This is a genomic window from Blautia marasmi (genome assembly GCF_900258535.1).
GTDB classification, from domain to species: domain Bacteria; phylum Bacillota; class Clostridia; order Lachnospirales; family Lachnospiraceae; genus Blautia; species Blautia hominis.
Window position 1 is genome coordinate 3,147,386 of sequence record NZ_OIWX01000001.1, and the last position, 26,778, is coordinate 3,174,163.

The 26,778-nt window shown below is 49.0% G+C and carries 20 protein-coding genes; all 20 read left to right on the top strand.

Annotation, left to right across the window (positions count from 1 at the left end; genetic code table 11):
- Positions 1-117: 117 nt before the first annotated feature.
- The 20 genes from C6P39_RS13540 to C6P39_RS13635 all read left to right on the top strand — a co-directional run bounded on the left by C6P39_RS13540 (position 118) and on the right by C6P39_RS13635 (position 26,364).
- Entirely contained in the window at positions 118-1,056 is a 939-nt protein-coding gene (locus C6P39_RS13540; RefSeq protein WP_104804133.1) for an ABC transporter permease, read from the top strand.
- Between the two features lie 31 nt (positions 1,057-1,087).
- Positions 1,088-2,824: an extracellular solute-binding protein gene (locus tag C6P39_RS13545; protein WP_104804134.1), complete on the top strand. Its 1,737-nt coding sequence runs from the start codon at positions 1,088-1,090 to the stop codon at positions 2,822-2,824.
- A gap of 22 nt (positions 2,825-2,846) precedes the next feature.
- Positions 2,847-3,758, top strand: a complete 912-nt coding sequence (locus C6P39_RS13550; RefSeq protein ID WP_104804135.1) for a carbohydrate ABC transporter permease — start codon at positions 2,847-2,849, stop codon at positions 3,756-3,758.
- A 96-nt stretch (positions 3,759-3,854) separates the two neighbouring features.
- Positions 3,855-4,790: a carbohydrate kinase family protein gene (locus C6P39_RS13555; RefSeq protein WP_104804136.1), complete on the top strand. Its 936-nt coding sequence runs from the start codon at positions 3,855-3,857 to the stop codon at positions 4,788-4,790.
- A gap of 161 nt (positions 4,791-4,951) precedes the next feature.
- Complete coding sequence (locus tag C6P39_RS13560; RefSeq protein WP_104804137.1) at positions 4,952-6,316, top strand: 6-phospho-beta-glucosidase; 1,365 nt, start codon at positions 4,952-4,954, stop codon at positions 6,314-6,316.
- A 2-nt stretch (positions 6,317-6,318) separates the two neighbouring features.
- A complete protein-coding gene (locus C6P39_RS13565) occupies positions 6,319-9,501 on the top strand; it encodes an alpha-mannosidase (RefSeq protein WP_104804138.1) in 3,183 nt (1,060 codons plus the stop codon).
- A complete protein-coding gene (locus C6P39_RS13570) occupies positions 9,498-10,862 on the top strand; it encodes a M17 family metallopeptidase (RefSeq protein ID WP_104804139.1) in 1,365 nt (454 codons plus the stop codon). Before C6P39_RS13565 ends, C6P39_RS13570 begins: the two co-directional genes overlap by 4 nt.
- Positions 10,849-12,426, top strand: coding sequence for a pullulanase X25 domain-containing protein (locus tag C6P39_RS13575; protein WP_104804140.1), 1,578 nt, complete (start codon positions 10,849-10,851; stop codon positions 12,424-12,426). Before C6P39_RS13570 ends, C6P39_RS13575 begins: the two co-directional genes overlap by 14 nt.
- 22 nt (positions 12,427-12,448) lie before the next feature.
- Positions 12,449-14,125, top strand: a complete 1,677-nt coding sequence (locus C6P39_RS13580) for a DUF4091 domain-containing protein (RefSeq protein WP_104804141.1) — start codon at positions 12,449-12,451, stop codon at positions 14,123-14,125.
- A 153-nt stretch (positions 14,126-14,278) separates the two neighbouring features.
- Positions 14,279-16,165, top strand: a complete 1,887-nt coding sequence (locus C6P39_RS13585) for a hypothetical protein (protein WP_104804142.1) — start codon at positions 14,279-14,281, stop codon at positions 16,163-16,165.
- 12 nt (positions 16,166-16,177) lie between these two features.
- On the top strand, positions 16,178-16,678 hold the full coding sequence (locus C6P39_RS13590) for a tRNA (uracil-5-)-methyltransferase (RefSeq protein ID WP_104804143.1): 501 nt from the start codon (positions 16,178-16,180) through the stop codon (positions 16,676-16,678).
- Between the two features lie 13 nt (positions 16,679-16,691).
- Positions 16,692-17,198 carry a hypothetical protein gene (locus C6P39_RS13595; protein WP_104804144.1) on the top strand — a complete coding sequence of 169 codons (507 nt, stop codon included), beginning with the start codon at positions 16,692-16,694 and terminating at the stop codon, positions 17,196-17,198.
- A gap of 14 nt (positions 17,199-17,212) precedes the next feature.
- Entirely contained in the window at positions 17,213-17,698 is a 486-nt protein-coding gene (locus tag C6P39_RS13600) for a hypothetical protein (protein WP_104804145.1), read from the top strand.
- A 42-nt stretch (positions 17,699-17,740) separates the two neighbouring features.
- Entirely contained in the window at positions 17,741-18,277 is a 537-nt protein-coding gene (locus C6P39_RS13605) for a hypothetical protein (protein WP_104804146.1), read from the top strand.
- A 430-nt stretch (positions 18,278-18,707) separates the two neighbouring features.
- On the top strand, positions 18,708-19,661 hold the full coding sequence (locus tag C6P39_RS13610) for an ABC transporter permease (RefSeq protein WP_207657129.1): 954 nt from the start codon (positions 18,708-18,710) through the stop codon (positions 19,659-19,661).
- A gap of 16 nt (positions 19,662-19,677) precedes the next feature.
- The gene (locus C6P39_RS13615; protein WP_095172225.1) at positions 19,678-20,637 is read left to right on the top strand and encodes a carbohydrate ABC transporter permease; all 960 of its coding nucleotides are present in this window, start codon (positions 19,678-19,680) and stop codon (positions 20,635-20,637) included.
- 36 nt (positions 20,638-20,673) lie between these two features.
- A complete protein-coding gene (locus tag C6P39_RS13620) occupies positions 20,674-22,170 on the top strand; it encodes an ABC transporter substrate-binding protein (protein WP_095172224.1) in 1,497 nt (498 codons plus the stop codon).
- Positions 22,171-22,254: 84 nt separating this feature from the next.
- Positions 22,255-22,938 (top strand): D-lyxose/D-mannose family sugar isomerase, encoded by a 684-nt coding sequence (locus C6P39_RS13625; protein WP_095172406.1) that lies wholly within the window; start codon positions 22,255-22,257, stop codon positions 22,936-22,938.
- Positions 22,939-23,134: 196 nt separating this feature from the next.
- On the top strand, positions 23,135-25,561 hold the full coding sequence (locus tag C6P39_RS13630; RefSeq protein WP_167398062.1) for a beta-mannosidase: 2,427 nt from the start codon (positions 23,135-23,137) through the stop codon (positions 25,559-25,561).
- Positions 25,562-25,773: 212 nt separating this feature from the next.
- Complete coding sequence (locus tag C6P39_RS13635) at positions 25,774-26,364, top strand: GTP pyrophosphokinase (protein ID WP_095172223.1); 591 nt, start codon at positions 25,774-25,776, stop codon at positions 26,362-26,364.
- Positions 26,365-26,778 lie beyond the last annotated feature (414 nt).

Sequence of the window (26,778 nt, forward strand, 5' to 3'; positions counted from 1 at the left end):
CAGGAACACCTGAAGCTGACAGGGAAGAGAAATGTCCATGAAATAATTGATTTTTATCCATTGTGGAAATTCGTCAGAAAAAAATATAATAGATACCAGAAGGAAGGAGGATACCAAATGCAAAAAGAAAAGCAGCCAAAACAACAAAAGCAGCCCATTGGAAAACGGCTTGTCCGGTACTGGCCGCTGTACGTGATGCTGCTGCCGGCACTGATCTATTACACATTGATCTGCTATGTGCCCATGGCCGGCTCCGTTCTGGCTTTTAAGGATTACTCTTTTAACAAGGGCATCTGGGGAAGCCCCTGGGTAGGGCTTAAATACTTCAAGACTTTTTTTGAAAGCTATGACGCCCCCAGACTGATCCTGAATACATTCAGGATCGGGTTTATCAAATGTGTGCTGGAGTTCCCGTTCGCCATCATTCTGGCACTGCTGCTCAACGAGATCAGAAATATGAAATTCAAGAAAGTGACGCAGACCATTACATACCTGCCTCATTTCCTGTCATCCGTTATCATTGTGACCATGCTTCAGAGGATCCTTGCACCGGATACCGGTATTTTGAATCAGCTCATAGCAGGTCTTGGAGGGGACGGGGGCACATTCTTTATGATGGATGCCAAGTATTTCCTGAAGATTCTGTTCTCCATGGACCTGTGGAGAAATATCGGATGGGATTCCATCATCTATCTGGCGGCGATCAGCAGTGTAGACACAGCTCTCTATGAGGCGGCTGAGATGGACGGATGCGGAAAACTGAAAAAAATGTGGCACATTACTTTACCCGGGATCAGGGGAACCATCGGTCTGCTGTTCATTATGGGGATCGGAGGTCTGCTTTCCTCAGGGGTAGATCAAATCTGGCTGCTGCGTACACCCGGTAACATGACGCTGGCAGATACTCTGGATGTATATGTGGTCCGTGTGGGCCTGCAGGGAGGACAATTTGGATATGCAACCGCCATCGGGCTGATACAGGGTGTCGTGGGATTGATCCTGGTTGTGATCTGCAATAAGGTATGTAAGAAAATTACAGAAGTCGGGCTATGGTAGCGTGATCGGAGAAGGTAAAGGAGGAAAAGGTATGAAACGAAAAGCAGTAAAGAAAGTTCTCGCCCTAGCGCTTTGCGGCGCTATGACGGCAGGTGTTCTGGCCGGGTGCGGAGGAGACAGCAAAGAGACAGCCAAAAATGTAGGTACAGAGAGTAAAGAAGGGAAACCGGATACCTGGATCGCAGACCGTACGATCACCATCCAGGCATATGTGGATGACATTGGAAATTCCCTTCCCAAGGATTTGAACAACACACCCACTATGAAGAAGATCACAGAGCTGACAGGGATCAAGCTGGATGTGAAATATACACCCGGAGACAGTGATGCAAAAGTGCTGGCATCCCAGTTGGCATCAGGCACCATTCCGGATGTGATCGTTTCCTATCTGGACAACTCTACAAGGCCGGAATTCCCGCTGCTGTCCAAGGCGGCAAAAGAGGGAATGTTTGCGGATGTATCGGAGTACATGAAAAACTCGGAAGTGTATTCCAGATATTATGAGGATGATTATCTTCCCTGGGATTCCTACAAGAATGTCACATTCAGGGACGACCTGGACGGCGTATATCTGTGGCAGATGAATGTGGATGCCACAGACAAATCCCTGGAATATAATCCGGAGGAGGATTACCGGGGCGGCATGTATATCCAGAAGTCTATTGTAGATGCCCTTGGGGTTAATGTGGATGATATCAGGACACAGGATGATTTCTATGATCTGCTTGTGAAGATTAAAGAGGGCGGTTTTAAAGACAAGAACGGAAATGCTGTCTATCCGCTGGGACCTAAATACTGGGGCGGTTCTGTGGATACCCTGGAGTATATCTGTCCGGGATACCGCTGGGGCGTGAGCAAAAACTACAATATAGATACAGACGGAAAAGTGAAACACGAGGCAGAGCGGGATTCCATCTATGACGAGATCAATTATATCCGCGGCCTTATAGATGAAGGGCTTATGAACCCGGAATTTTTCACCATGGACTCCACCCGTGCACAGGAGGCCTGCAAGAGCTATAACTCCGCGATCATAGCTGACGTCAATAATTATACGGATATTATTTACCAGACCGACGACTGGATCCCGCTGGGTCCCCTAAATGACATTCAGGGCGACAACAAAAAGGTGACGCACGGCAAGAGCGCAAGGGGATGTATGGCAATCTCCGCGGATGCGGAGAACCCGGAAGAAATCTTCAAGTTTTTTGACTGGCTCTCCACAAAAGAGGGACAGATGATCGCCCAGTATGGGGCAGAGGGCGTAAGCTACGATATGGTTGACGGAAAACCGGTTCTCAAGGAAGAGGTGCAGCAGGCTCTGAGCGACGGCAACATGGACTATCTGCTCAACGAGGTTGGCGCGGGATTTGGCGGCAGCGGAAACTATTTCTTTGAATTTGTACTTACCAACAAAGACAATATCAATAACTTCGGAGAGGCTAGGCCGGGCGCGTCCGCAAACGATACCTTTGCCAGAAGTGTTGAGGTTGCAGCGGATTATCCTTATGAGAAAAAACTGATACCGGGCCTGGACGCACCGGCATATCTGTCCTCAGAAGGCATGGAGGATGTGAAGACACAGATGGATCTGCTCAACTGGGACGAAGTATTTGTCCAGGCATGTTTTGCGAAATCCGATGACGAGGTAAAGAGTATCATCGAGTCTTTCCGGGGTCAGTTAAAAGCAGCAGGCGTGGAGAAGTTTGAGGACTACGTGGCTGATGTCTACAACGAAGACAAAGATGCCGTCAACTTCTATCATTGACAGGTGAAAGAGGGTGTTTAAGATGAGTAAAGGCCAAAAAACGAAGATCAAAGCCAGCCGGACGGATATTGCTGTGCAGGTTATTGTATATATGATTGTCATTGCTGTCTGCCTGGTGATCATACTGCCTTGTCTGAATGTGCTGGTTCTGGCATTTAATGACGGAAAGGATGCTGCCAGAGGCGGCATCTGGTTCTGGCCCAGAATGCCCACCTTTGACAATATTAAGGAAGTGTTCAGGGACGGCAGTATTGTACGGGCTTATGGTTACACGATCGCCAGAACCGTGATTGGGACCGTGTTAAGTCTGACTGTGACGACCCTGGCGGCATTTTCCCTGAAACAGAAGGATTTGCCGGGAAACAAGCTGATCACCATGCTGATAACATTTACTATGTTGTTCAGCGGAGGTATGATTCCCACCTATATCCAGTATAAGAACCTGCATCTGCTCAACAGTTTTTGGGTTTATGTGGTTCCGTCTCTGGTGAGCGTGACCTATCTTTTGATGGCAAGAACCTTTTTTGAAGGAATTCCGGACAGTCTGGAGGAGTCGGCAAAGCTGGACGGGTGCAGTTATTTTCAGATCTATACCCGTATTATGCTTCCGCTGAGCAAACCTGTGATCGCGGTTGTGGGGCTTTACACCGCTGTGAATCACTGGAATGACTGGTTTGCCGGGGCATTCTACATGAGTGATACATCCAAATGGCCGGTGCAGACCGTGCTCCAGCAGATGCTGAGCAAGGCTATGAGTTCCCAGCAGGAGATCACATCCGTGGCTCAGGCGCTGGCACAGAACGCCACGGCTGTCACATCAGATTCCCTGAAAATGGCGGCAGTGGTGATCACCACAGTTCCAATCCTGTGCGTGTATCCTTTTGTGCAGAAATATTTTGCTCAGGGTGCCATGATCGGGGCAGTAAAGGGTTGACCAAAAACCGGCTTTTAGTTTGCGCTGAAAGCCGGTTTTTGGTCTGCCGGGCAGGAAAACAGATGTTTTGCAGTTGAAGACAAAAGGAGCAGAAATATGAGTGAAAAGAAGTGGGATGTCTATGTCTATGGAGACGTAAATGCAGATATTATCATTCCCGGTGTGGAGAAGTTTCCGGCGCCGGGCCAGGAGGACCTTGTCCCCTCAATGGAAACGTATGTGGGAGGCGGTGCGGCCCTGTTTACGCTGGGTCTTGGCAGGCTGGGACTCCGTCCGGCCTTCCAGGGCGCAGTGGGGGATGACTGTTACGGACACATGATCCGGGAGACCTTTGAGGGAGCCGGCGTGGACACGGAACTGCTTGTGACCAGGAAGGGGGAGCGGACCGGGATCTCTCTGAGCTTCACCAACGAGCATGACCGTTCCTTTCTCACTTACAGGGGAACGAACCGGGATATCAGCATGGACAGGGCAGAGGTTGAAAAGGCAGGTCAGGCCAGGCATATCCATGTGACCGGATATGAGGGGGAGGATTCCCATGAATCCTATGCACGGCTGCTGCGCCGAGTGAAGACAGAGACAGGGGCCACAGTCTCTTTTGATGTGGGATGGGATTCCACAGGGAACTGGAGCGGCAGGATCTATGAACTGTTTCCGTGGATTGATGTCCTTTTTATGAATGAGACGGAGGCGGAGCACTATGGAAGGACGGATTCGGCAGAGGAGGCTGCCCTTCATTTTGCAAGGGAGTGCGGGCAGGCTGTGGTCAAGCTGGGGAAAAAAGGCGCCCTGGCAGTGAAAGACGGTGTGGTCCACCGACGCGGTTCCTATGAGGTACAGGCTGTGGACACCACCGGAGCAGGGGATTCCTTCAATGCGGGGTATATTTACGGCTTTCTGAAAGGCCAGGATATTGGGGCCTGTCTGCAGTACGGAAACGCCTGCGGTGCCTGCTCGGTATCCGCTCATGGGGGCAATACCGGTTTCCCTAAGGAAAAAGAAATGCTGCAATTTATTGAGAAAAATAGGTAACTATTTAGTAGGTCTGCGCATTTACTGCGCTGACCGTAAGAAAGTGTACCACGTCCAAGCAAAAATCCCATCGCCAAAGGCGATCTTGCATGGATTTTTGCCTGTAACTGTGAGGGTACTGAACAGTTAGAAAAATAGAAAGAAGTGAAAGGAGATCGACAATGAAAATAGCTGTCATAGGCGGTGCCGGGGTGAGGACCGTCATATTTATCAACGGACTTTTAAAAAGATATAGAAAGCTGCATATTGATGAGGTAGTGCTTTATGATATCCAGGAGGAAAAGCAGAAGATCATTGAGCGTCTGTGCAGCCATGTAGTGGACAGGAAAGGGGAAAACCTGAAAGTATGGGCAGCGCAGACACCCGTGGAGGCTCTTACCGGCGCGGATTATGTAGTTACCACTCTGCGCGTGGGCGGTGACCATTCCCGTGTACTGGATGAGAAGATTGCCCTGAAGCACGGTGTCATCGGCCAGGAGACCACAGGGGTGGGGGGATTTTCCATGGCAGTGCGCACCATTCCTGTGCTTTTGGACTATTGCAGGATAATAAAAGAGTATGCACCTAATGCATGGATCTTTAATTTCACCAATCCCTCCGGGCTTGTGACCCAGGCTCTCAGGTCAGCGGGCTATGACCGTGTCATTGGCATCTGTGATGCGCCAAGCAGCACAAAGTTCCGTATGGCTGCCGGCCTGGGGGCAGAGGAGGATGACCTGTATGTGGAGTTCTTTGGGCTGAACCATCTCTCCTGGATACGAAGCGTGAAAAAAGAGGGAAAAGAAATTCTTCCAAAGCTTCTTGAGGATGACCATTTTCTTGGAAGTATCCAGGAATTTGCTATGTTTGACCCGGAACTGCTGCGGTCCATAGGATTTTTGCCCAATGAGTATCTGTATTATTACTATCACAGAGAGAAAGCCCTTGCCAATATCCAAAAAGCCGGTACAGCCCGAGGGGAGACTATCGAAAGGATCAACAGGCAGATGATGGGTGAATTGCAGAACATGGATATGGATGCTGACCCCGAGGGGGCACTGCAGATTTTCTTATATTATATGCAGCTAAGGGAGAACTCCTATATGAGTATTGAATCAGGGGCTGCCAAACGTCCGGCTGCGGAAAAAGGAAGTCTGGAGGTTCCCGATGGAATGGGGTATGCGGGCGTTATGCTGGACTGCATCGAAGGGATGCAGAGTGCAGAAGGAAAATACCTGGTGCTTTCTGTGGAAAATCAGGGCTGTATACCCGGACTTGCGGACAACGATGTGGTGGAAGTGACCTGCCATGTATCTTCTGAAGGTATCCGCCCTGTGGCAGTCACAGAGGTACCCCCGCAGTGTGACATTCTCATACGTTTGATCAAAAATTATGAGCGTCTGACCGTGGAGGCTGTGAAGACAGGTTCCCTTTTGTGCGCAGCCCGGGCACTGATGCTTCACCCTCTGGTCAGTTCCTGGTCTCTGGCGAAGGAATTGCTGGAAGACTATGACAGAGCATATGCGGGACTGCTTGGAAAGGAGTAAAAATGCCGTTTGATTTTCATGATTTTGACAGAATAAAGAATCTGGCAGAGGAACTGCGGGAGCTTAGGTACAGAAATCTTTGGGACATTCCCTCCTTTTTGTTCTGGGAGGAGGGTGACAGTGCATCCGGGGAGGAACCCATGGAGGTTGGCGTGGGATTTTCTTTTCGCGGCTGGGACAAGTATTACTGGCTGAGCACGGAGGTGGAAATACCCCAGGAGCTTTGGGGCACAGAGGTGCTGGGCCTCTTTGACTTTGGAGCTTTGGCGGGAACCGGGAATAACGGGAACTTTGAAAGTCTGCTCTATGTAAATGATGTACCTTATCAGGCAGTAGACGGAAATCACAGGGAAGTATTTATGGACCCGGAAGTATGCGGACAGAAACTCCATCTTAAATTCAGGCTTTGGACAGGACTTAGCGGGGGCGGCATTCCAAAGGACAATGTGATGGAGATACGCAGGGCGCAGATGGGCGTGCTGGATAAAGGGGCAGATGATCTGTACTATCTGACAACAGCGGCACTGGAGACATATGAGGCCCTGGGAGCAGATAACGAGTACCGGGAGTGGATCCTGAATGTACTGGTAAAGGCTTTCTGCCTTGTGGATTTTACCGAACCGGGAAGCGAAGTATTCTACAAAAGTGTGGTGGAGGCTGCCGGGTATCTGGACGGATGTCTGGATGGCCGGGGAAAACCGGATGTCTGTGTGACAATGACCGGCCATACCCATATTGATGTGGCCTGGCTGTGGCGGCTGTGCCATACCAGAGAGAAGGCTGCGCGCTCCTTTTCCACTGTGAACCGGCTGATGGAGAAATACGGGGATTATCATTTTCTTCAGTCCCAGCCCCAGCTCTATGAATTTATCAAAGAGGACTACCCTGACATTTATGAGAATATCAAAAAGCGTGTGGCCCAGGGCAGATGGGAGCCTTCCGGGGCCATGTGGGTAGAGTGTGACTGTAATATCGCCTCGGGAGAGTCTATCATCCGCCAGATCCTGGTGGGTAAAAATTTTTTCCGTAAAGAATTTGGTTATGAGAGTGAGTTCCTCTGGCTGCCGGATGTGTTCGGGTATTCCTGGGCCCTCCCCCAGATTTTAAAGAAGTCCGGTGTGGATACATTTATGACTACGAAAATAAGCTGGAATGACACCAACCGTCTGCCTTACGATACCTTTATCTGGAAGGGCATTGACGGTACGGGAGTGACCGCCCACTTTGTGACTACTTCAGACCCCGGAGAGGATTACTATACATATAACGGCAATTCCGGCCCCAGGGCAGTGAAAAGTGTCTGGGATAATTATAAGAACAAAGATTTGAACCGGGAGCTGCTGATCTCCTATGGCTATGGAGACGGTGGAGGCGGGCCAAACCGGGATATGCTCCGTCAGTTGGAGATGGCGGAAAAAATGCCGGGAATCCCCCATGTGAAAAAACAATCGGTGACAGAATATTTCCGTAATCTTAACAAGACAATAGAAGAGAATCCCATGGAAGGTTATCTTCCGGTATGGGACGGGGAACTTTATCTGGAATTTCACAGGGGGACCTATACTTCCCAGGCGTATAATAAACGGACGAACCGCAGAATGGAATATGCACTCAGGGATGCGGAAATACAGTCAGTTTTAGCCAGGGTGTTTGGAAAAGTCCCATATGATTCTAAGCGGCTCCTGCGTGCCTGGAAGATTGTGCTCTGCCAGCAGTTTCATGACATTTTGCCCGGATCATCCATAAAGGAGGTCTATGAGGACAGCCATACAGAGTATGAAAAAGCCGCTGCCCTTTTGGGGGAGACAGACCGGGCCGCCGGCGCTGTGCTTGTGCGGGAATGTACGGGGGCACGTTTGTTTTCGGTATTTAACAACAGCAACTGGCTGAGGACTTCTGTTGTCCTGATACCCAGGGAGGAAGCAGAGTCTCTGGGGGCATATCACGTGGGAACGGGTAATTTCTACCGGATGCAGAACGGGGGTCATGGGTCAAAGGCTCCTCTTCCCTGTGTGTGGAAAGAGGAGGGGGCGTATATCATGGTAAAGGATATGGAACCTTTCTCCTACACAGAGATTGACTGGCAGCTGGAGGAAATTTCCTGCGGGCAGCCGGAGGAGATGACTGTGAAAGCCGGGGAGATCAAGACTCCTTTTTATGAGATCAGTTGGAATGAAAAGGGACAGCTCACCAGGATTTATGACAGGGAGGCAAAAAGAGAGGTCCTGCCCCGGAGCGCCTGTGCCAACGTACTCCAGATCTTTGAGGACAAACCCCGCTGTTTTGACGCCTGGGAACTGGAACCCGGCATTGACAGAAAGATGGAAGAGATCACGGAGTGCACCAATATCCGCATTGGGAAACATGCCCTGGGCACGGAGGTGTCCTTCTGTTGGAAATACCATAAGAGCAGGATCCGTCAGACTATGTGTCTCTATAACGAAAAGAGGCGGATAGATTTTTGTACGGACGTAGACTGGCAGGAACGGCAGAAGCTGATGAAAGCCGCATTTCCGGTGGATATCCGGGCTGTGGACGCCAGATTTGATATCCAGAACGGAAATATCCGGCGTCCCATCACGAGAAATACAAGCTGGGAGGCAGCCAAGTTTGAGGTGGCAGCCCACAAATGGGTGGATATCTGGGAGACCGGGTACGGGGCAGCACTTCTCAATGACTGTAAATACGGCTGTGACCTGAAAGAAAATACCATGCGGCTGACCCTTTTAAAATCTGCCACAGACCCTGACTACAGCGCAGACCTGGGCAGCCATACATTTACCTATTCTTTGCTGCCCCACGCGGAGGAATGGTACAATGCGGCAATCGAGCAGGAGGCATTCGATTTGAATACACCTCTCAAAGCGAGGGCAGGCGCCGCGGCTGTGCATGGGAGTATATTAACATTTGATAGGGATAACCTGGTGACAGACGCGCTGAAACAGGCGGAAAACGGGGAGGAGATCGTGCTCAGATTCCATGAATTTCAGGGAAGACGGGGAGAAGTAAAGATAGGTACAGGATTTCACGTTGAGGAATGGTGTGAGTGTGATCTGATGGAAGAACCGGAAAGCCCCTTCACTTCATCCGGAATTCAGGTGTCCCTGAATCCATATGAGATAAAGACCCTGCTTCTGCGTGTGAAAGACGGTCAGAAAATGGAAAGCGGGGATTTGGCTACATGAAATTTATTCTGAAATGCCCGCAGACAAGCGGGACTGAAACTTTGGATATTCCGGTCTGTACGGAAGTGATACCGGATTACACGAATGCCGGACGGCTGGCGGAACAGTTTAACCGGCTGGGAAAACAGAGAGGGGATTGTTTTAGGATCCCTCTGGATGGACTCCCTTTGGAGCAGCAAAGAGAGGCAGCACGCCTGATCGTGCGCTCTGTCTTCCAGGGGGCATACCGCTTCCGGAAAGAAGGACTAAAAGACCTTCAGGGAAAAGACATATTCGGGATGCGGGAGAGCCTGGCGGATTTTGGGGACACGGTATTTTATATAGAAAGCCATGCGGCGGAGGATGAGGGGCTGAAACGTGCTGTGCGGTACGGGGAATTGGAAGGGAGATGTATTGCCCATGCCAGAAGTCTCGGCAATCTTCCCGCCAATTACCTGGGGACAGAGGAATTATCTGCTTACATCAGGAACCTGGGCGGGGATTTAGGCGCAGAGTGCAGGATACTGGGCAGGGAAGAGTTAAAAGCCCAAGGGTTCGGCGGTATCCTGGCAGTGAACCGGGGCAGCGCGCAGGAACCCAAATTGGCAGTGCTCACCACAGAGCGGGTTTTGGGGCGGCCTTTGACTGCTTTAGTGGGCAAGGGGATCCTCTTTGACAGCGGCGGATATCACTTAAAGTCCATTGGTGCAATGGAAGGAATGAAATTCGATATGTGCGGCGCAGCTAACGTATTAGGGGTTTTTGAAATCCTTGTGAGGGAGGGGACGAACGAAAACCTTTTAGCCGTTCTGCCCCTGGCGGAGAATGCCATTGGCCCGGAGGCGTGCCGGATGGGAGATGTGATCACCATGGGAAACGGATGCACAGTGGAAATCTATAACACGGATGCAGAGGGAAGGCTGATCCTGGGCGATGCCCTGGTTTATGCCCAGCAGCAGGGGGCAGATAGGATTCTGGACCTGGCTACGCTTACATACTCCTGTCAGGCGGCACTTGGCGATAACATGACAGGGATGTTCTCAAACGATGATCTTGCAAGCAGCGGATTCGCATGTGCTGCACGTAAGGCCGGGGAACGGGTGTGGAGACTGCCTATGGACAGCCATTACCGGGAACTGCTTTCCTGGAGCAATACCGCAGATTTGGCAAATTATGCGCCCGGCAAAGGAGCCGGAGCCAGTGTGGCTGCCTGCTTTCTGGAAGAATTTATTCAGGAAGGGGTTGCATGGATACATCTGGATGCGGTGGGGCCAAGTGTGATGCGGGAAAAGGATGATCGGATGGCAGAGGGCGCTACAGGGGCCAATATTGCCTCCGTTGTTACATTTTTGGAGAAGGGAAACTGGGATGATGGATTATAAGTTTGACGGCAGGATTTCAAAGGAAGTCCTGGAAAATTATCTGTCGCGGGCAGTGACCGCGGCAGGGCTTTTTGAGAGCAAAACCCTCTCGGATGACCTGCGGGTGATACGGGAGCTGGGAGTGAAGTTCCTGGGGCGGGCTTCAGGGATCTGGTATATGATGGAAGATGACAGGAAGCATTTTGCCAGGTCAGAGGAACTGGCAGAAAGGGTACATGAGGCTGACCCGGATATTATCCTGCAGGCCTGTATTTTTGAGTGGGTGACACAGAAGATAGAGACCGTGAGGATACCGGAGTTTGTGTTCCGTGACTTTGGGATGGAGCCGGAGGACAGGTGCTTTTGTCTGGCAGATACCCTGTTTCCCGGGGAGCCGAGGGGATTTGTCAGCCACAGAGAGGAACCGGAAAAGAATGGGGGAATCCCTGATCTGAACAGACAGGAAGCCAGAATGTGGTTTTACTACCGGGCAGCGCGCTATATTGACTGCGGCTATGAAGCCCTTCATATGGGGCAGGTACATCTTTATACGGCAAATGACCGGGGGATGGTAAAGACGCAGGAGCTTTTTGAGATGATTCGCAGGTATGCGTCTGTTCATGGCAGGAGACATAAGGTGCTGCTGGATGCCCACACACATGGGGTGAATCGGCGGGGAACGCTGTTATTTGACTATCATGCCATGCCTTTTACCCGGGTTCCGCTTTTGGAGCGGGAGGGTACAGACCTGGTACTGGTCCGTGAGGGGTACAGTGAGGGCGGATTAAATCCAAACGGCTGGTCAGCACAGGCTATGCCTTATCTGATGGAATACGACAACTGGGGAGGCCTTGCGGTGGATGATCCCGCCAAATATTCCAGGGAGGAACTTGCCTTAAAAGACTGGTGGGGATATGATCAGATTGCCTGGTTTGCCCATCAGGATTTTGAAAAACGGAACCATTTTCTGGAGTACACATACCGGTGGCTGGAAGTGAATAATGTGAATGGCTTTTTTGAGATCCCCTTCCGCCGTATGCTGGGCGATGCCCCGGTAACCATGGAGCGGGGGGACAGAGGAACCATAGACACACAGACATTTTATCAGATCAATAAAAAGAGTCCGTCCTGTCCCATGGGATTTGGGCAGGAGGAGACAGTAAAGCGCCTGTGGCAGGAAGGGCACCGTCTGAGACAGCAGGCCGCCAATCCGGAGCTTCAGATCGCGTACGGCGCAAAGGAAGTCTATGATCCGGAGACGGGGATCAAGCTTCCGGAAAAGGTGGTGGTTTACGGGAGCTTCCAGCCTTATGTGGGGGCCGTGAAAAACGACTCCAACAGTGAAGTGACGCGGATGTATTATATAGGAAACAACACATACACCCTGAGTGTGGTGATCCCTTATGCAGGAACCTATGATTTTGCGGTTTCCACCTATGGGACACTGTCAGCTACTTACTGCGGGGACGGGTATCCCAGAAGCGGAAGTTCCAATAAGGCAAGGTTCACAGTGGAAAAAGACAATGCTGCCGTGCGTTTCCGCTTTGATCATACCGACTGCGCTGTGCAGGTGGAAATTTTTTAAGCGGCGGCGAAGAGGAGGATACATGCATCAGTATGATTTTTGTCTGGCGGATTCCCTGGATAAGATTTTCCCGGGAAAGCCGCCCAAAAAACGGGATCATCCCCTTTGTGCGGGGAGTTTTGCCGGGGAGCGGACGTCATTTCAGATCGCTTACACCGTGGAGTATGACGAATCCCATATGCTGGAGGAGGACCTGCATTTTGAGGTCCACAGCCATCCGGGAATTTCCTTTCGTATATTTCGGGTAGGGCTTGTGCCCAGTGCTTACCCTTGCAGCGGTTCTTTTGATGATGATTATCTGACCAGGGAACCGGGCATGTTCCCCGATGTGCTGGAGCCTCTGCCGGACGGGACCGCACGGGCCGTGCCGGGACAGTGGAGGACGCTTTGGATCCGGGTATGTGTCGGACAGGATATGAAGCCGGGCGATTATCCTATAGAAGTCTCTGTCCGTGTGAAAAACGGGGCGGTTTTGTGGAAAGAGGCGGCTGCATTCAAAGTGCATGGTGGAAAACTGCCGGCTCAGAGGCTGCTGCATACGGAGTGGCTTCATGCGGACTGTCTGGCGGATCACTATAGGGTACCTGTTTTTTCCGAACAGCATTGGGAAATTCTGAGAAAGTTTATCACCCTGGCAGCAGAGAGCGGAATAAATATGATTCTGACACCATTGTTTACACCACCCATGGATACGGCCGTGGGCGGAGAGCGGACGACAGTCCAGCTGGTAGAGGCAGAGCGGACAAAGGAAGGTTGGAGGTTTGGGTTTTCCAGGCTGGGAAGATGGATCGCTATGTGCCGGGAGTGCGGCATTGACTGGATTGAGATGGCGCCGCTGTTCACCCAGTGGGGGGCCCGGTCCGCTCCAAAGATCATGGCGCTGGAGAATGGCAGGCAGCGGCAGGTCTTCGGATGGGATACCCGTGCCGATGGAGAGGAATACCGGTCTTTCCTGCTGGAGTTTCTGCCGCAGCTAAAGGGGTATCTGCAGGACAATGGTGTGCTGGAACATACCTGGTTTCATGTATCCGACGAGCCGGGGATGAACGATATAGACAGTTACCGCAGCGCGGTTCTGTGTATGCGCCGGGGACTGGGTGACTGCAGAATTCTGGATGCTTTGAGTGACTTTGAATTCTACCGTCTTGGTCTGGCAGAATGTCCGGTGGTTGCTTCTGACCATTTGGAACCGTTTCTGGAGGCGGGGATTCCTAATCTGTGGACGTATTACTGCTGCGTTCAGGGGGTGGATGTGAGCAATCGTTTTTTTGCCATGCCTTCCCGCAGAAACCGCATTTTAGGGGTGCAGCTCTATCTGTATCGGATGCAGGGATTTCTTCAGTGGGGATATAATTTTTACAATACCAGGTTCTCCCTGCAGCACATCGACCCCTTTGCCGTGACAGACAGCGGAGAGAGTTTCCCCTCAGGGGATGCTTTCCTTGTCTATCCGGGGCCGGAGGGACAGCCGTTTTCCTCCATCAGGTTGGAGGTTTTAAGAGAGGCCATGGAGGATCTGCGGGCGCTTGAGGCGCTGGAACAGTACACGTCCCGGGAATATGTGGAAGCGCTTGTCCGTGAAACGGCCGGCATGGACCTTACGTTCAAAGCATATCCAAGGGAGCATGATTTTTTATTCCGGCTGAGAAAGAGGGTCAATGGTGAGATCTCGTTAAAGGCAGGAACAAGGAAAGAGTAAGTGTAAGAAAGGCGGGGATTTTCCCTGCCTTTTTTGTCTTTCGGCATAAAAGCAGGAGTTTGGGTTTCCAATACTGTTTCGGAATTCTTTGCTGTGCTATGCTGAATCTATGTATTATGCATGAAAACAGTTGAAGGGAGGCGCAGCATATTTATGAAGCAAAAAAGACGCGGCTGTAAGACCTGTATACGGACTACATTGCTGGGGATATCTGTTATGGCTTTTTCCATGGGAAATCCGGTCTATGCAGCTGAGACAGAGCAGGAAACAAACACGAACGCGGGTGTTTTGCAGGAGCAGCAGGGGAACATCGAATCGCCGACAGATGAAGACCCGTCTGAACAAGAGAAAAATATCGGGACATCGGAAGAAAAAGAACCGGAAAGCTTGGATCAGAATGGAAAAAAGGAAGATGATGTGATAGGTGAAGCAGGAATCGTAACAGGTGAAGCAGGAATCGTAACCGAGGATACGGATAAGGCTTTATCACCGGATAACAGGAATGTTTCAGAGGCGCAGCAGAATCCAAATCCCCAGATATTTGCATTAAACGATTTAACTGTTAACCCGCAGAATGGATGGGCATATGACAAAAACGTTCTGACGTTTAGCAGCAGTGGGGATTATACAGTCACCGGTACTACAACAAGAGACAGAATCGTGGTAGCACCGGATTTTGAGGGGAGTATCACAATTGAGGATTTAACGATCAATACTTCCTCAGGAGCAGCTCTTTTGGTAGATCCGTCTGCAAAGCTTACGCTGAAGCTGAGCGGTATAAATACCTTGAACACAGCCAATGTCAGTAATGCAGGACTGGACTTTAGTAATGTCACTTCAGGATATTTGATCATAACATCCGCTGCAGGAGATGGAATATCGGATGGAAGTCTTACAGCAACAGGAGGGACCAATGGTGCCGGTGTTGGTGGAGGTTCCAATGGTTATGCAGGTAACATCACCATAAACGGGGGAACTATCACAGCAGAAGGAGGAACCAATGGTGCCGGTATTGGAGGAGGTTCCAATGGTTATGCATGTAATATCACCATAAACGGGGGAACCATTACAGCGAAAGGACAAACCAGTGGTGCCGGTGTTGGAGGTGGTTCCAATGGGGATGTATGTAATATTACTATAAACGGGGGAAGCATCACAGCAGAAGGAGGAATCAATGGTGCCGGTATCGGAGGTGGTAGTGGTGGAAGCGCAGACAGCATTTCCATAACCGGTGGTATAGTCAAGGCATATGGAACGATCAGCGGAGCCGGAATTGGCGGCGGTGCTAATGGAAACTGCACGTTCGCGACCATAACAGGCGGTACTGTAGAAGCGTCAAACAGGAATGGAAGAAAAGGAATTGACGGCGGTTCTAATGGTTCAGCAAAAAACACTGTGATCACCGGCGGAAGTATAAAAGGCCCTGTAAGCGGAAGCCCCACAGATGGGAATGGAAATTATGTATATAAGGCAATACTGGAAAACCAACCCGGAATTACTTCAGTGAATGTAGACGGAATGGATTATAAAGTGGCCGGCAATCATGAAAATGATGATTCTTATTATCTTTACATGACAGGCCGCGACCATGTGATAAACACTCCTCAGAGCAGATACATAGGAGAATTTGCTGCCTCCAAGATCACAATTTCAGAACTTCTGGAAAACATGTATACACTGACGATTCCGGCTTCATTGGAATTAGGCAGCATGCATGAGGCCGATATTTCTGTCAGCAGAGTATACATGACATTACCGGATATGGGAAAACAAGTGAAAGTCAAAGTCTCTGACTCCACAAAGATCAGCCAGGAAGGAGTGCTTGCTTTATCACGAACGGGCGGAAGCGCTGAGGTTTTCACATCTGTTTCAAATGAGAGCGGGCCGTTGACTACAGGCATAGAAATCTTGTCTGTCTCAGACCGGGGTTCCGACAGCCGGAAAATTTATTTTGGTGATCCGGCAGCATCCGCCGGCAGCAGTACAGTTCCGGCGGGAAATTACAGCGGTACACTGACTTTTGCGGTATCCGTAGAGTAGTGGAGGCGGGAAATGAAGAACAAAAAAATATGGATCGCGGCAGCCGTCATACTGCTGGCAGCCGCAGTGGGCATAGGGGTTGCTGTAGGTATGAAATGGAACCCTTATCCGGAAAAAGAAAAAAGTATAGAAAAGGTTGATAACAGTGCCGAGGACTGGACAGGAAAGAAGGAAACATATTCAGGGGAAAAGAACACAGACACCATAGATATTCCGGGATTTGACGCTATGAATTTAAAAGCAGGGGTAACCGGGCAGTCTGTGAATCTTTTTAATCCGGAACAGAATAATTGTTATTTCAAAGTATCTATCCTGCTGAGTGATGGTACTGTATTATGGGAATCCGATCTGCTGGAACCGGGCAAGGCGGTCTATGAAATAAACATAAATCAGGCGTTGGAGGCAGGGGAATACGAAAATGCAGTTCTCAAATACCAATGCTTTGCAATGGATGCAGAACAGACACCGCTAAACGGTTCGGAAGTAAAACTGACTTTAAATGTCATAGAGTAAGAGGAGGGCAAATATGAAGAAAAGAATACCAGTGGGAATCATGATCATGACAATGACCGCAGCAGCGGCTATGCCGGTAAGTGCAGCCGCTACAGACAAGGATATGACGATCCGGTACACCGAGCCAAATGCATGGATGGTCAGCATCCCCCAGACTACGATCAATTCTGATACGGATGTAGAAAAATCACTTGAAGTTACCCAGATCAATATTGAGCCGGGCAAAAAGCTGCAGGTTAAGATTGGGCAGAATAATGGACAGGATATCATCGATGGTGTTGTGATCTTGAACAGGACAGATAACAAGGCTGCTGTAAAGACAAATGTCAGCATGGATAAAGAGGGAAAGAACAAGGTAAGTACGGATTCGGTGATCGCTGAATTCCAGGCAGAGGAAACCGTGCCCACATACGGGGGAAGTATCTTTTTTTCAGCCGTTTATGCGGACGCAGGTGAGGTGAAGGCCGGTGATTATTCCGGAACCATGACCTACAAAATGGAAGTTGCGGATATTAACTAAAAGGGGGAGAAACAATGAACAGAAAAATCATGGCAGGAATTCTGAGTGTGATCATAACAGGGAGTTTTGCGCTTCCGGTTTATGGGTCATCCAGCAGCCGGCAGGATACGACCACATTGACCGCCACCATTGACTCATCCTATGTACTGACGATTCCCATGGATACTCCGGTTTCCTATGGGACTGTCGATACAGACCTGAGCGGTGCACTGAAAGTCACAGGAAACGTCAGAAGCAGCCAGCAGGTTACTGTGAGCGCCACAACAGAGCAATTTAAGAACGATGACGGACAAGCAGAATTCACCTATATGCTTTTAGATAAGTCAACAAGTAAACCATTCTCCAAGGGAGTTTGGAATGAGGCGGAGCTGAGAAACAGCCAGCCGAAGGAAATACCTTTGGCGATCCACATACCTCAGGATACATGGAATAAGGCAAAAGCCGGTACTTATAAAAGCACAGTCACATTTACTGCCGAACTGGAGAATGTTCAGCCGTAACCGGATTTGAGAAGATATAAGGCAAAGGAAAGGAGGACATGCATGAGGACAGGAAAGTTCTTTGCAGCGGTCGTTATGCTGTGCCTGTGTTTTATGATAATTGAGCCGGTACAAGCCGGCACAGAGGAAAAAAGTACAGAACTGACAACACAGATACCGGATGAACACCTGGTAAATCTGGATATTGGCAAACACGGTTCTGTGACCGTAGACGGAAAAAAGTATACAGGAAAACAGGAGATAAAGGTCCGGCGGTTAGAAGCACAGACATATCAGGTGAAACCGGACAGCGGTTATCAGGCGGACAAGGTTCTGTACGATGGTAAAACAGTTAAACTGACGGATTCCACCTATACCGCTGAGGCTATATACGAAGATGGTCTGACCTTAAAGGTTACTTTTATAAAAGAAAAAGCATCGGTTTTGGGCAGCAGCAGTAAAAATACCGCATCTAAAAGCAATGCCGCAAAAACAGGGGACACCGCGGATTCCGTTACATGGTTTCTGGCTCTGTTTCTGTCCGTCGCAGCCTGCGTGATGCTTTCCGGATGGAAAGAAAACAGGAAATTGAAGAAATAAGATCAAGATATAACAGAATGAAAGCCGAGGATTATCATTGATCCGGTAAGATAGGCAATCACCCCACAAAGGTGATTGTCTATTTTTATGCAGTTTGCGCACCCTAGTACTACAGTGAACGTTTTAAACCTAACATCCTATTACGAACAATTTGAATGCCATAATATAGCCAAAATTCTAACAATGCGGTTGCAAATCCATCAACAATCGGTTCGTAGTGTCGCGGCCAATATCGCCTGTTCGCTGTAGTACTAGAATTTCTCCAGTTGACACTAATTTTTCCACTCCTCTGTCTAGAATTCGTACAGAAAACCTACAATTTCTCAACTATAATTTTTCCCCTTATCCATGTATAGTAAATATATACAAAACAGAACGCCAAAACCCCACGCCGGCAGGGATTTTGACGGGATGAGAGGGAGGTATTCAATTGAAACAGAAGAAGGAAAAAGAAAAGATAAGCTTCTTCACCCGTGTCAAAACCAACAAAGAACTATTGCTGTTAAGCCTTCCGGGAACCCTGTGGTTTTTCCTGTTTGCATATTTACCACTGTTTGGTATCCTGGTAGCCTTTAAGAAATTCCGTCTGACCGGAAGCAACTTTTTCACTAGTCTTTTATCCAGTGAATTCGTAGGCTTCGACAACTTTAAGTTCCTGTTCTCCAGCGGTGACGCATGGATCATCTTGAGAAACACGGTTTTATACAATGCTGCATTCATCATCCTTGGTGTCGTGCTCCCCGTTATTGTGGCATTAATGTTAAACGAACTCCGCAATAAGGGCATGGCTAAAATCTATCAAAGCTCCATGTTTCTGCCCTACTTCCTATCCTGGGTAGTTGTCAGCTACTGTGTCTTCGCATTCTTAAACCCGGAAAACGGTTACTTTAACTCCGTACTTGAACATTTTGGTGTAGATGGGATCTCCTGGTATACGGAGAAATCCATGTGGCCCTTTATCATTATTTTCATGAGCCAATGGAAAGGGATCGGTTACAATACGGTGGTATATCTGGCGTCCATCTGCGGTATCAACAAGACATACTATGAGGCAGCCGTTCTCGACGGCGCAAGCAAATGGCAGCAGATAAAATACATTACGCTGCCGCTTTTAAAACCAGTCATCACCATACTGCTGATCATGGCAGTAGGCGGAATCTTCAAGTCGGATTTCGGCCTGTTCTATCAGCTTCCACAGAATTCCGGTCCTCTGTATCCGGTCACTAATGTACTTGATACCTATATCTTCCGTGCACTGAAGACAAACGGCGAGCTGGGAATGAGTTCCGCAGCAGCCCTGTTCCAGTCAACCGTGGGATTTGTATTGATCATGATCGCCAACAAACTGGTATCTAAGGTTGACAGTGAAAACGCACTATTCTAGGAAGGAGGTAAGGAGAATGTCTTCAAGAAGAGAAGAACGAAAAAAAGCCAAAATGATAGAAAAGATGGAGGCTGAGGTTTGCGAATACAACAAGGTCAAAAAGCCCACCAACGTGGTGCTGAATGTGATACTGACAGTCATGTCACTGGTAAGTATCCTGCCCTTTATCTTTGTCATCATCATTTCACTGACAGATGAGCAGACCCTGGCCATGAACGGTTACCAGTTCATACCGGAAAAACTCAGCCTTTATGCTTATCATTATATTATAAGCGCCGGAGAAAACATCCTGCGCAGCTACGGTGTCACCATTTTGGTCACAGTGGCGGGAACTATCGTGGGCCTGTTCCTTACCGGAACTTATGCCTATGCGCTGTCCAGAAAAACATACGCATTTAAAAAGTTTTTCACTACAGTTATCACCATACCCATGCTGTTTTCCGGCGGTATGGTTGCCAACTATCTGATCGTGACCAAGGTGCTGATGCTGAAAGATTCCATATGGGCGCTGATTCTGCCCCTGTGTCTGAATACGTTCAATGTTATTGTGCTTCGGACTTTCTTTAAGACCACCATACCGGATTCCGTTGTAGAATCAGCCAAGATTGACGGAGCTTCCGAGTGGAGACTGTTTTTCAAGATCGTCATTCCCATGGCTATGCCGGGTCTGGCCACAATCGGGCTTTTCCTGACATTGGGCTACTGGAATGACTGGTTTAATGCTATGATGTATATAGACAGCCAGGACCTGATCCCCCTTCAGTACCTGCTGATCAAGATTGAAAGTTCCATTGACTGGCTGGCCAGCAATAAAGCCATGATGGGTGTCAATGGACTGCAGATAGCTAAAAATATGCCGAAAGAGACCATAAAGATGGCGATCGTTGTTATCTCAACCCTGCCGATCATCTTTGCGTACCCCTTCTTCCAGAGGTATTTCGTAAATGGCCTGACCATCGGCGCAGTGAAAGAATAATTGAAAAAGAGTGACATATTTGAGGAGGAGAATAGAATGAAATATAGAACGGTAAAACGTGCCCTGGCAGTTTCTCTGGCAGCAGTGATGACTGCAGGAATGCTGTCCGGCTGCGGCAAGAAAACAGAAACCAATGAAAAGGGAGAAGAAGTTGTAGAACTTGTCTGGTACCAGGTTGGTGATGCGCAGAAAGACGCACCAAAGGTTCTGGAAAAGGTAAATGAATATACAGAAGAAAAGATCGGCGTAAAGATCAAAGTAAACAATGTTGCATGGGGCGACTATAACCAGAAAATGCAGGTTGTCATCAACACAGGCGATGATTGGGATATGTGCTTTACCTGTTCCTGGGCAAATGATTATCTGCAGAATGCACAGAAAGGTGCTTTTCTGGAGTTGGATGACCTTCTGAAAGAGGAAGGAAAAGAGATGTATGACGCCATTGACCAGCGCTTCTGGGAAGCCGCAAAAGTAGGCGGCGTAACATACGGTGTGCCCAGTGAAAAAGAGATCGGCAACTGTCCTATGTGGGTATTCACAAAAGAATATGTGGACAAATACAACATTCCGTATGAAGAGATCGAGACACTGGAGGATTTGGAGCCATGGCTGAAATTGATCAAAGAAAACGAGCCGGAAGTCGTTCCCTTCTATCTGACCAAGGATTACTCAGCACCTACTTATATGGATAAGATCCAGGATCCTGTGGGTATTGAATACGGGGATGATACACTGACTGTGAAAAATGTATTTGAGACAGACCGGATGAAATCCACCCTGAAGACCATGAGAAAATATTATGAGGCTGGGTATATCAATAAAGACGCAGCAACAGCAACGGATGACAAATCCATCAAACGTTTTGTGACAAAAGGCGACGGACAGCCATATGCGGAACTGCTTTGGGGCAAGGATCTGGGATATGAAGTGGTTTCCACTCCCATCATGGATACCCAGGTTACAAACGCATCTGCCCGCGGCGCTCTGACAGCTATCAATAAAAACTCCGCACATCCGGAAAAGGCCATGGAATTCTTAAATCTGGTCAATACAGATGAATATCTGAGAAACCTCTTGAATTATGGTATTGAAGGTGTTCACTGGACCAAGGCAGAGCCTACGGAAGAGGAAAAAGCTGCGGCAGAAGGCAAAGATTACATTTACGATACAAAAGTGAAACTGGAACCCGGTGCAAACAAAGACTATGCGGTACCATACTGGGTACAGGGCGGATTGTTCAACACCTATGTGCTGGAGAATGAGCCTCTTGACAAATGGAATACCTTCAAGGAATTCAATGATGCCTCCCAGGAAGCCCCGTCCTTTGGATTCGATTTTAATCTGGAACCGGTGAGCACACAGGTGGCAGGCTTCAGAAACGTACTGGATGAGTTCGGAAAATCCCTGTATACAGGAAGTGTAGACCCTGATGAATACCTGCCTAAGCTGCAGGAAAAACTGGAGGCAACAGGGATCCAGGAAGTTATTGACGAGATGCAGAAACAGATTGACGAGTGGAAAGCTGCAGACTAAAAGACATTTATATCCCCGCAGCACCTGGTTACGATAGAGAGAGCTGTCAGGTGCGCGGGAATCGGAAAGGGACAGTATAGAGCAATGAAAAGATCCAAGATTAACGCAGCATTAAAGGAAATGGAAGCCATGATCCGGAAACATAGTTTTGCCCTTCCTCCATTCTGCGGTTTTACACCGAAAGACTGGGAGCACAAAGGCCATGCATATGATGAGATCCGTGACAACATGCTGGGGTGGGATATTACGGATTACGGACTGGGCAGATTCGATGAGGTTGGTTTTTCCCTGATTACGCTGCGCAACGGCAACCTGAAGAATGAGAAGTATACAAAGACCTATGCGGAAAAACTTCTCTACATCAAAGAAGGCCAGATGGCGCCCATGCATTTCCATTGGGATAAGATGGAGGATATTATCAACAGGGGCGGAGGCAATGTGCTGATCCGCGTCTACAATTCCACCGAAGACGGGCAGTTCGCGGACACGGACGTGACTGTAAACTGTGACGGAAAAGAATTTACAGTTCCGGCAGGCACCCAGGTGAAGCTGCAGCCGGGTGAGAGCATTACGGTCTATCCTTATATGTATCATGACTTTGAACTGGAGCCGGGAACAGGTCCTGTGCTTTTAGGCGAAGTCTCCATGTGCAATGATGATGAGAATGACAACCGGTTCTATGAGCCGATCGGAAGATTTCCAGAGATTGAGGAGGACGAACCGCCGTACCGCTTGCTCTGCACCGAATATCCCCAAGCAGTTGATTGATCCCCGGATAGGATAAAAAGAACAAAAGCGCCCGCTTACCTTGAGCAGGGCGCTTATTTATAAGGAGCTGATCATGGAAATACGAAGTTTAAATACACAAGGACAAAGGCAGGCATTATACAGGACTGCCGGACCAATATCAAAGTTAGAGGATAACTCCCTCCGGACAGTTAGACAGGACCGTACGGTCTGGCAGATGAGGGAGCTGGGCAGTACAGCCTGGCAGGAGGCAGTGGTGCCGGGTACCGTTTATACGGATCTGCTTAGAAACGGCAAGATGGAGGACCCGTTCTGGAAGGACAATGAGGACAAGATCTGTGCCCTCATGGAAAAAGACTATGAGTACCGATGCCGGTTCACCTTACTTCCGGGGATGCTTAAAAACCACAGGGTTGTCCTTCATTTTGACGGTCTGGACACCCTGGCTGACATTTATGTAAACCAAACATATGCAGGGAAAGCCTATAATATGCATCGGATTTGGGAATTTGACGTGAAGGACCTCCTGCAGGAAGGGGAAAATGAATTACAGGTCATCTTTCATTCCCCTCTGAAATACATTGCCGAAGCCTACAAAAAATACGGTAATATCGGAAATGACGATACATACGAAGGGTTTATGCACCTGAGAAAAGCCCACTATATGTTTGGCTGGGACTGGGGAGCACATCTTCCGGATGCGGGTATTTTCCGCCCGGTCTCTCTTCTGGGCATTCAGGAAGCCAGAATTGACAATGTGTATATACAGCAGAGCCATGGGGAGGACCGGGTCAGCCTTGCTTTCCGGGTGGAAGTCCGGGAATCTGTGAAGTCCCTGCCGTCCACCTTTACCTACACAGTCCGCATTAAGGAACCGGAGGGCAGAACCTGGGTCCTGGAGGATTCCCCCGAGGAACTGACCATTGAAAACCCTAAGCTGTGGTGGGTCAATAACCTGGGCAGCCAGCCCCTCTATGACATCTGTGTTACACTCCGCTATCAGGGCACCATACTGGATACATGGGAGCGAAAGATCGGCCTGCGGCAGGTCACAATGCGCAGGGAAAAGGACCGGTGGGGGGAGAGCTTTGCCCATGAATTAAACGGAAGATCCATATTTGCCATGGGTGCAGACTATATCCCGGAGGACCATCTTCTGGGCAGGACCGGCAGGGAGAAGACGAGAAAACTGCTGGAAGCCTGCAGGGAGGCTAATTTTAATGTGATCCGTGTCTGGGGAGGAGGCTGCTATCCGGAGGATTGGTTCTATGAGCTGTGTGACGAGATGGGATTCCTGGTCTGGCAGGACTTTATGTTCGCCTGCTCCGTCTATGAACTGACGCCGGAATTTGAGGAGAATATCCGCCGGGAGTTTGCGGACAACATAAAGAGGATCCGGCATCATGCCTCCCTTGGCCTGTGGTGCGGCAATAATGAGATGGAAATGTTCGTGGATGAGGGATGCTGGGTCACAAAGCCGTCAGAGGTGAGGGATTACCTGTTCATGTATGAGCGTATCCTCCCTGAAGTCTTGTCAAAATACGACCCACAGACCTTTTACTGGCCTGCCAGCCCCTCCTCAGGGGGTTCCTTTGATGATCCCAATGACCCTGACAGGGGAGATGTACACTATTGGAAAGTATGGCACGGCAACCGTCCTTTTTCTGAGTACAGAAAACATTTTTTCCGCTACGCCTCAGAATTCGGATTTCAGGCATTTCCCTTTAAAAAGACCCTGGAGCAGATCACGGACGACCCGGAGGACTTTAACATTTTCTCCTATGTTATGGAAAAACACCAGAGGAATTACGGAGCCAACGGAAAGATCATGAATTATCTGCAGCAGACTTACCGGTATCCAACAGAGTTTACCACCCTTTTATACGCATCCCAGATTCTCCAGGCAGATGCCATCCGCTATGGGGTGGAGCACTTCCGCAGGAACCGGGGAAGATGCATGGGTGCTGTATACTGGCAGTTAAATGACTGCTGGCCTGTGGTATCCTGGTCCTCCATTGACTACGGCGGCAGGTGGAAAGCGCTTCATTATTATGCGAAACGCTTTTTTGCCCCGGTGATGATCTCCTGCAGGGAGGAGGGCTGGATGACCCAGGAGGCCAACATGAACCGGCAGCATTTTACATTTGAAAAATCCATCCGCCTCAATGTGGCCAATGAAACTTTGGAGGATAAAAAGATCAAAGTCTGCTGGCAGCTCCGTAACCAAAAGGCAGAAATCCTGCACCTGGAGGAACAGGAGATAACAGTACCCGCCCTCTCGGCTGTGTGGATGGAGAAGACAGAGCTTCCCCATGCGGATGTATTTACCCAGTACGTCAGCTTCCAGGCCATAGAAGTGAAAGATGGGGAGGAGAAGGCACAGGTTTTGTCAGAGGGGACGGTCATTTTTTCCTACCCGAAGTATTTCCGCTATGAAGACCCCTGTCTGACTTGGGAAAAAGAGGGAAATAAGATCAGGGTCACAGCGTCATCCTATGCAAAAAGTGTAGAGATCCTCAATGAAGAGGAAGACCTTGTCCTTTCCGACAATTATTTTGATTTGAACGGGGATACAAAAGAGGTGGAGATCATCTCCGGAAATGCTGATACACTCAGGCTGCGAAGCGTTTACGACATAAAGTAAAGCAGATATGGCTGCCGGGTGCAGGGCTGCCTCGGGATTTTCATGCTTTCGGCATGAAAACGCCTCCCGGTACAGTGGCCTGTGTACAGTAACAGTTTATAAGCCTTTTAGAAAAAGTTCAGCCCGTCTTTATTTATGGATATGCCGGTTTATGTTATAGTAGAGGGAGCGGGCAGACAGGGGGATGGTCTGCCCATAAAGGAGGACGGTATATGACAAATGAACAATATTATGATCTGATTGTTCCCTATCAGGATGCGCTTAACCTTCTAAAGGCCAGGCTGGATGTGCTGAACCATTCCATGTATGGCAGTGCATCCCATCCTATTCACAATATCCAGTCCAGAATCAAGCAGAAACTAAGTATTGAGGATAAACTGGAGCGGATGGAACTGAGCCCCAGCTTTACAAATGCCAAGGAAAATCTTCAGGATATTGCAGGTGCCAGGGTTATCTGCTATTTTGAGCGAGATGTGGAACTGCTTGCCGAGCAGCTGAAAAAGCAGAACGATCTTATATTGATCAAAGAAAAAGACTACATTGCCAATCCGAAAAAGAACGGCTACCGGAGCTATCACATGGTTCTGGGCATTCAGGTCTGCACCATTGACAGCACGGAATATTATCCGGTGGAAGTGCAGATCAGGACTATTGGTATGGATTTCTGGGCCAGCATGGAGCACCGGGTGTGCTATAAGCAGGAGCGTGATGACAAAGAGGAAATCCAGAAAGAACTTCTCAGATACGCGAAAATTTTAAAAGAGATTGAAGAAGGATTTGAGCAGTACAATGACAGGCGCTGACTGCCCGGAAACATTGACTGCGTAAGAAATACTGACGATCGCTGTGTTGAGGCAAATCTGCATATCCGCGGATTTGCCTTTCTTTTTTCATGATCGGTTAAGGTGTCAAAACGCATACTCTGCTTACTCGTTAATTTTCCAGGACATCCGATCAATATATAGCGAATACACCTCCGACACACCTACTATATATTGACCGGATGTCCTGAAAAATTTTCTGCGAAATCGAAGTATGCGTTTTGACAACTTAATCATAATTTTTTCCCGCACATATTTTTATCATAACATTCTCATACTATCTGAAAGCGTAATCATTCAGTAAAGGCCTGGTGTTCCGTTTCGTCCGGTTTCGGGCCGGATGGAGCACTGGACCGGCTGGATGGTTACAAGCAGCTTCTATGATCATGAAGCAGG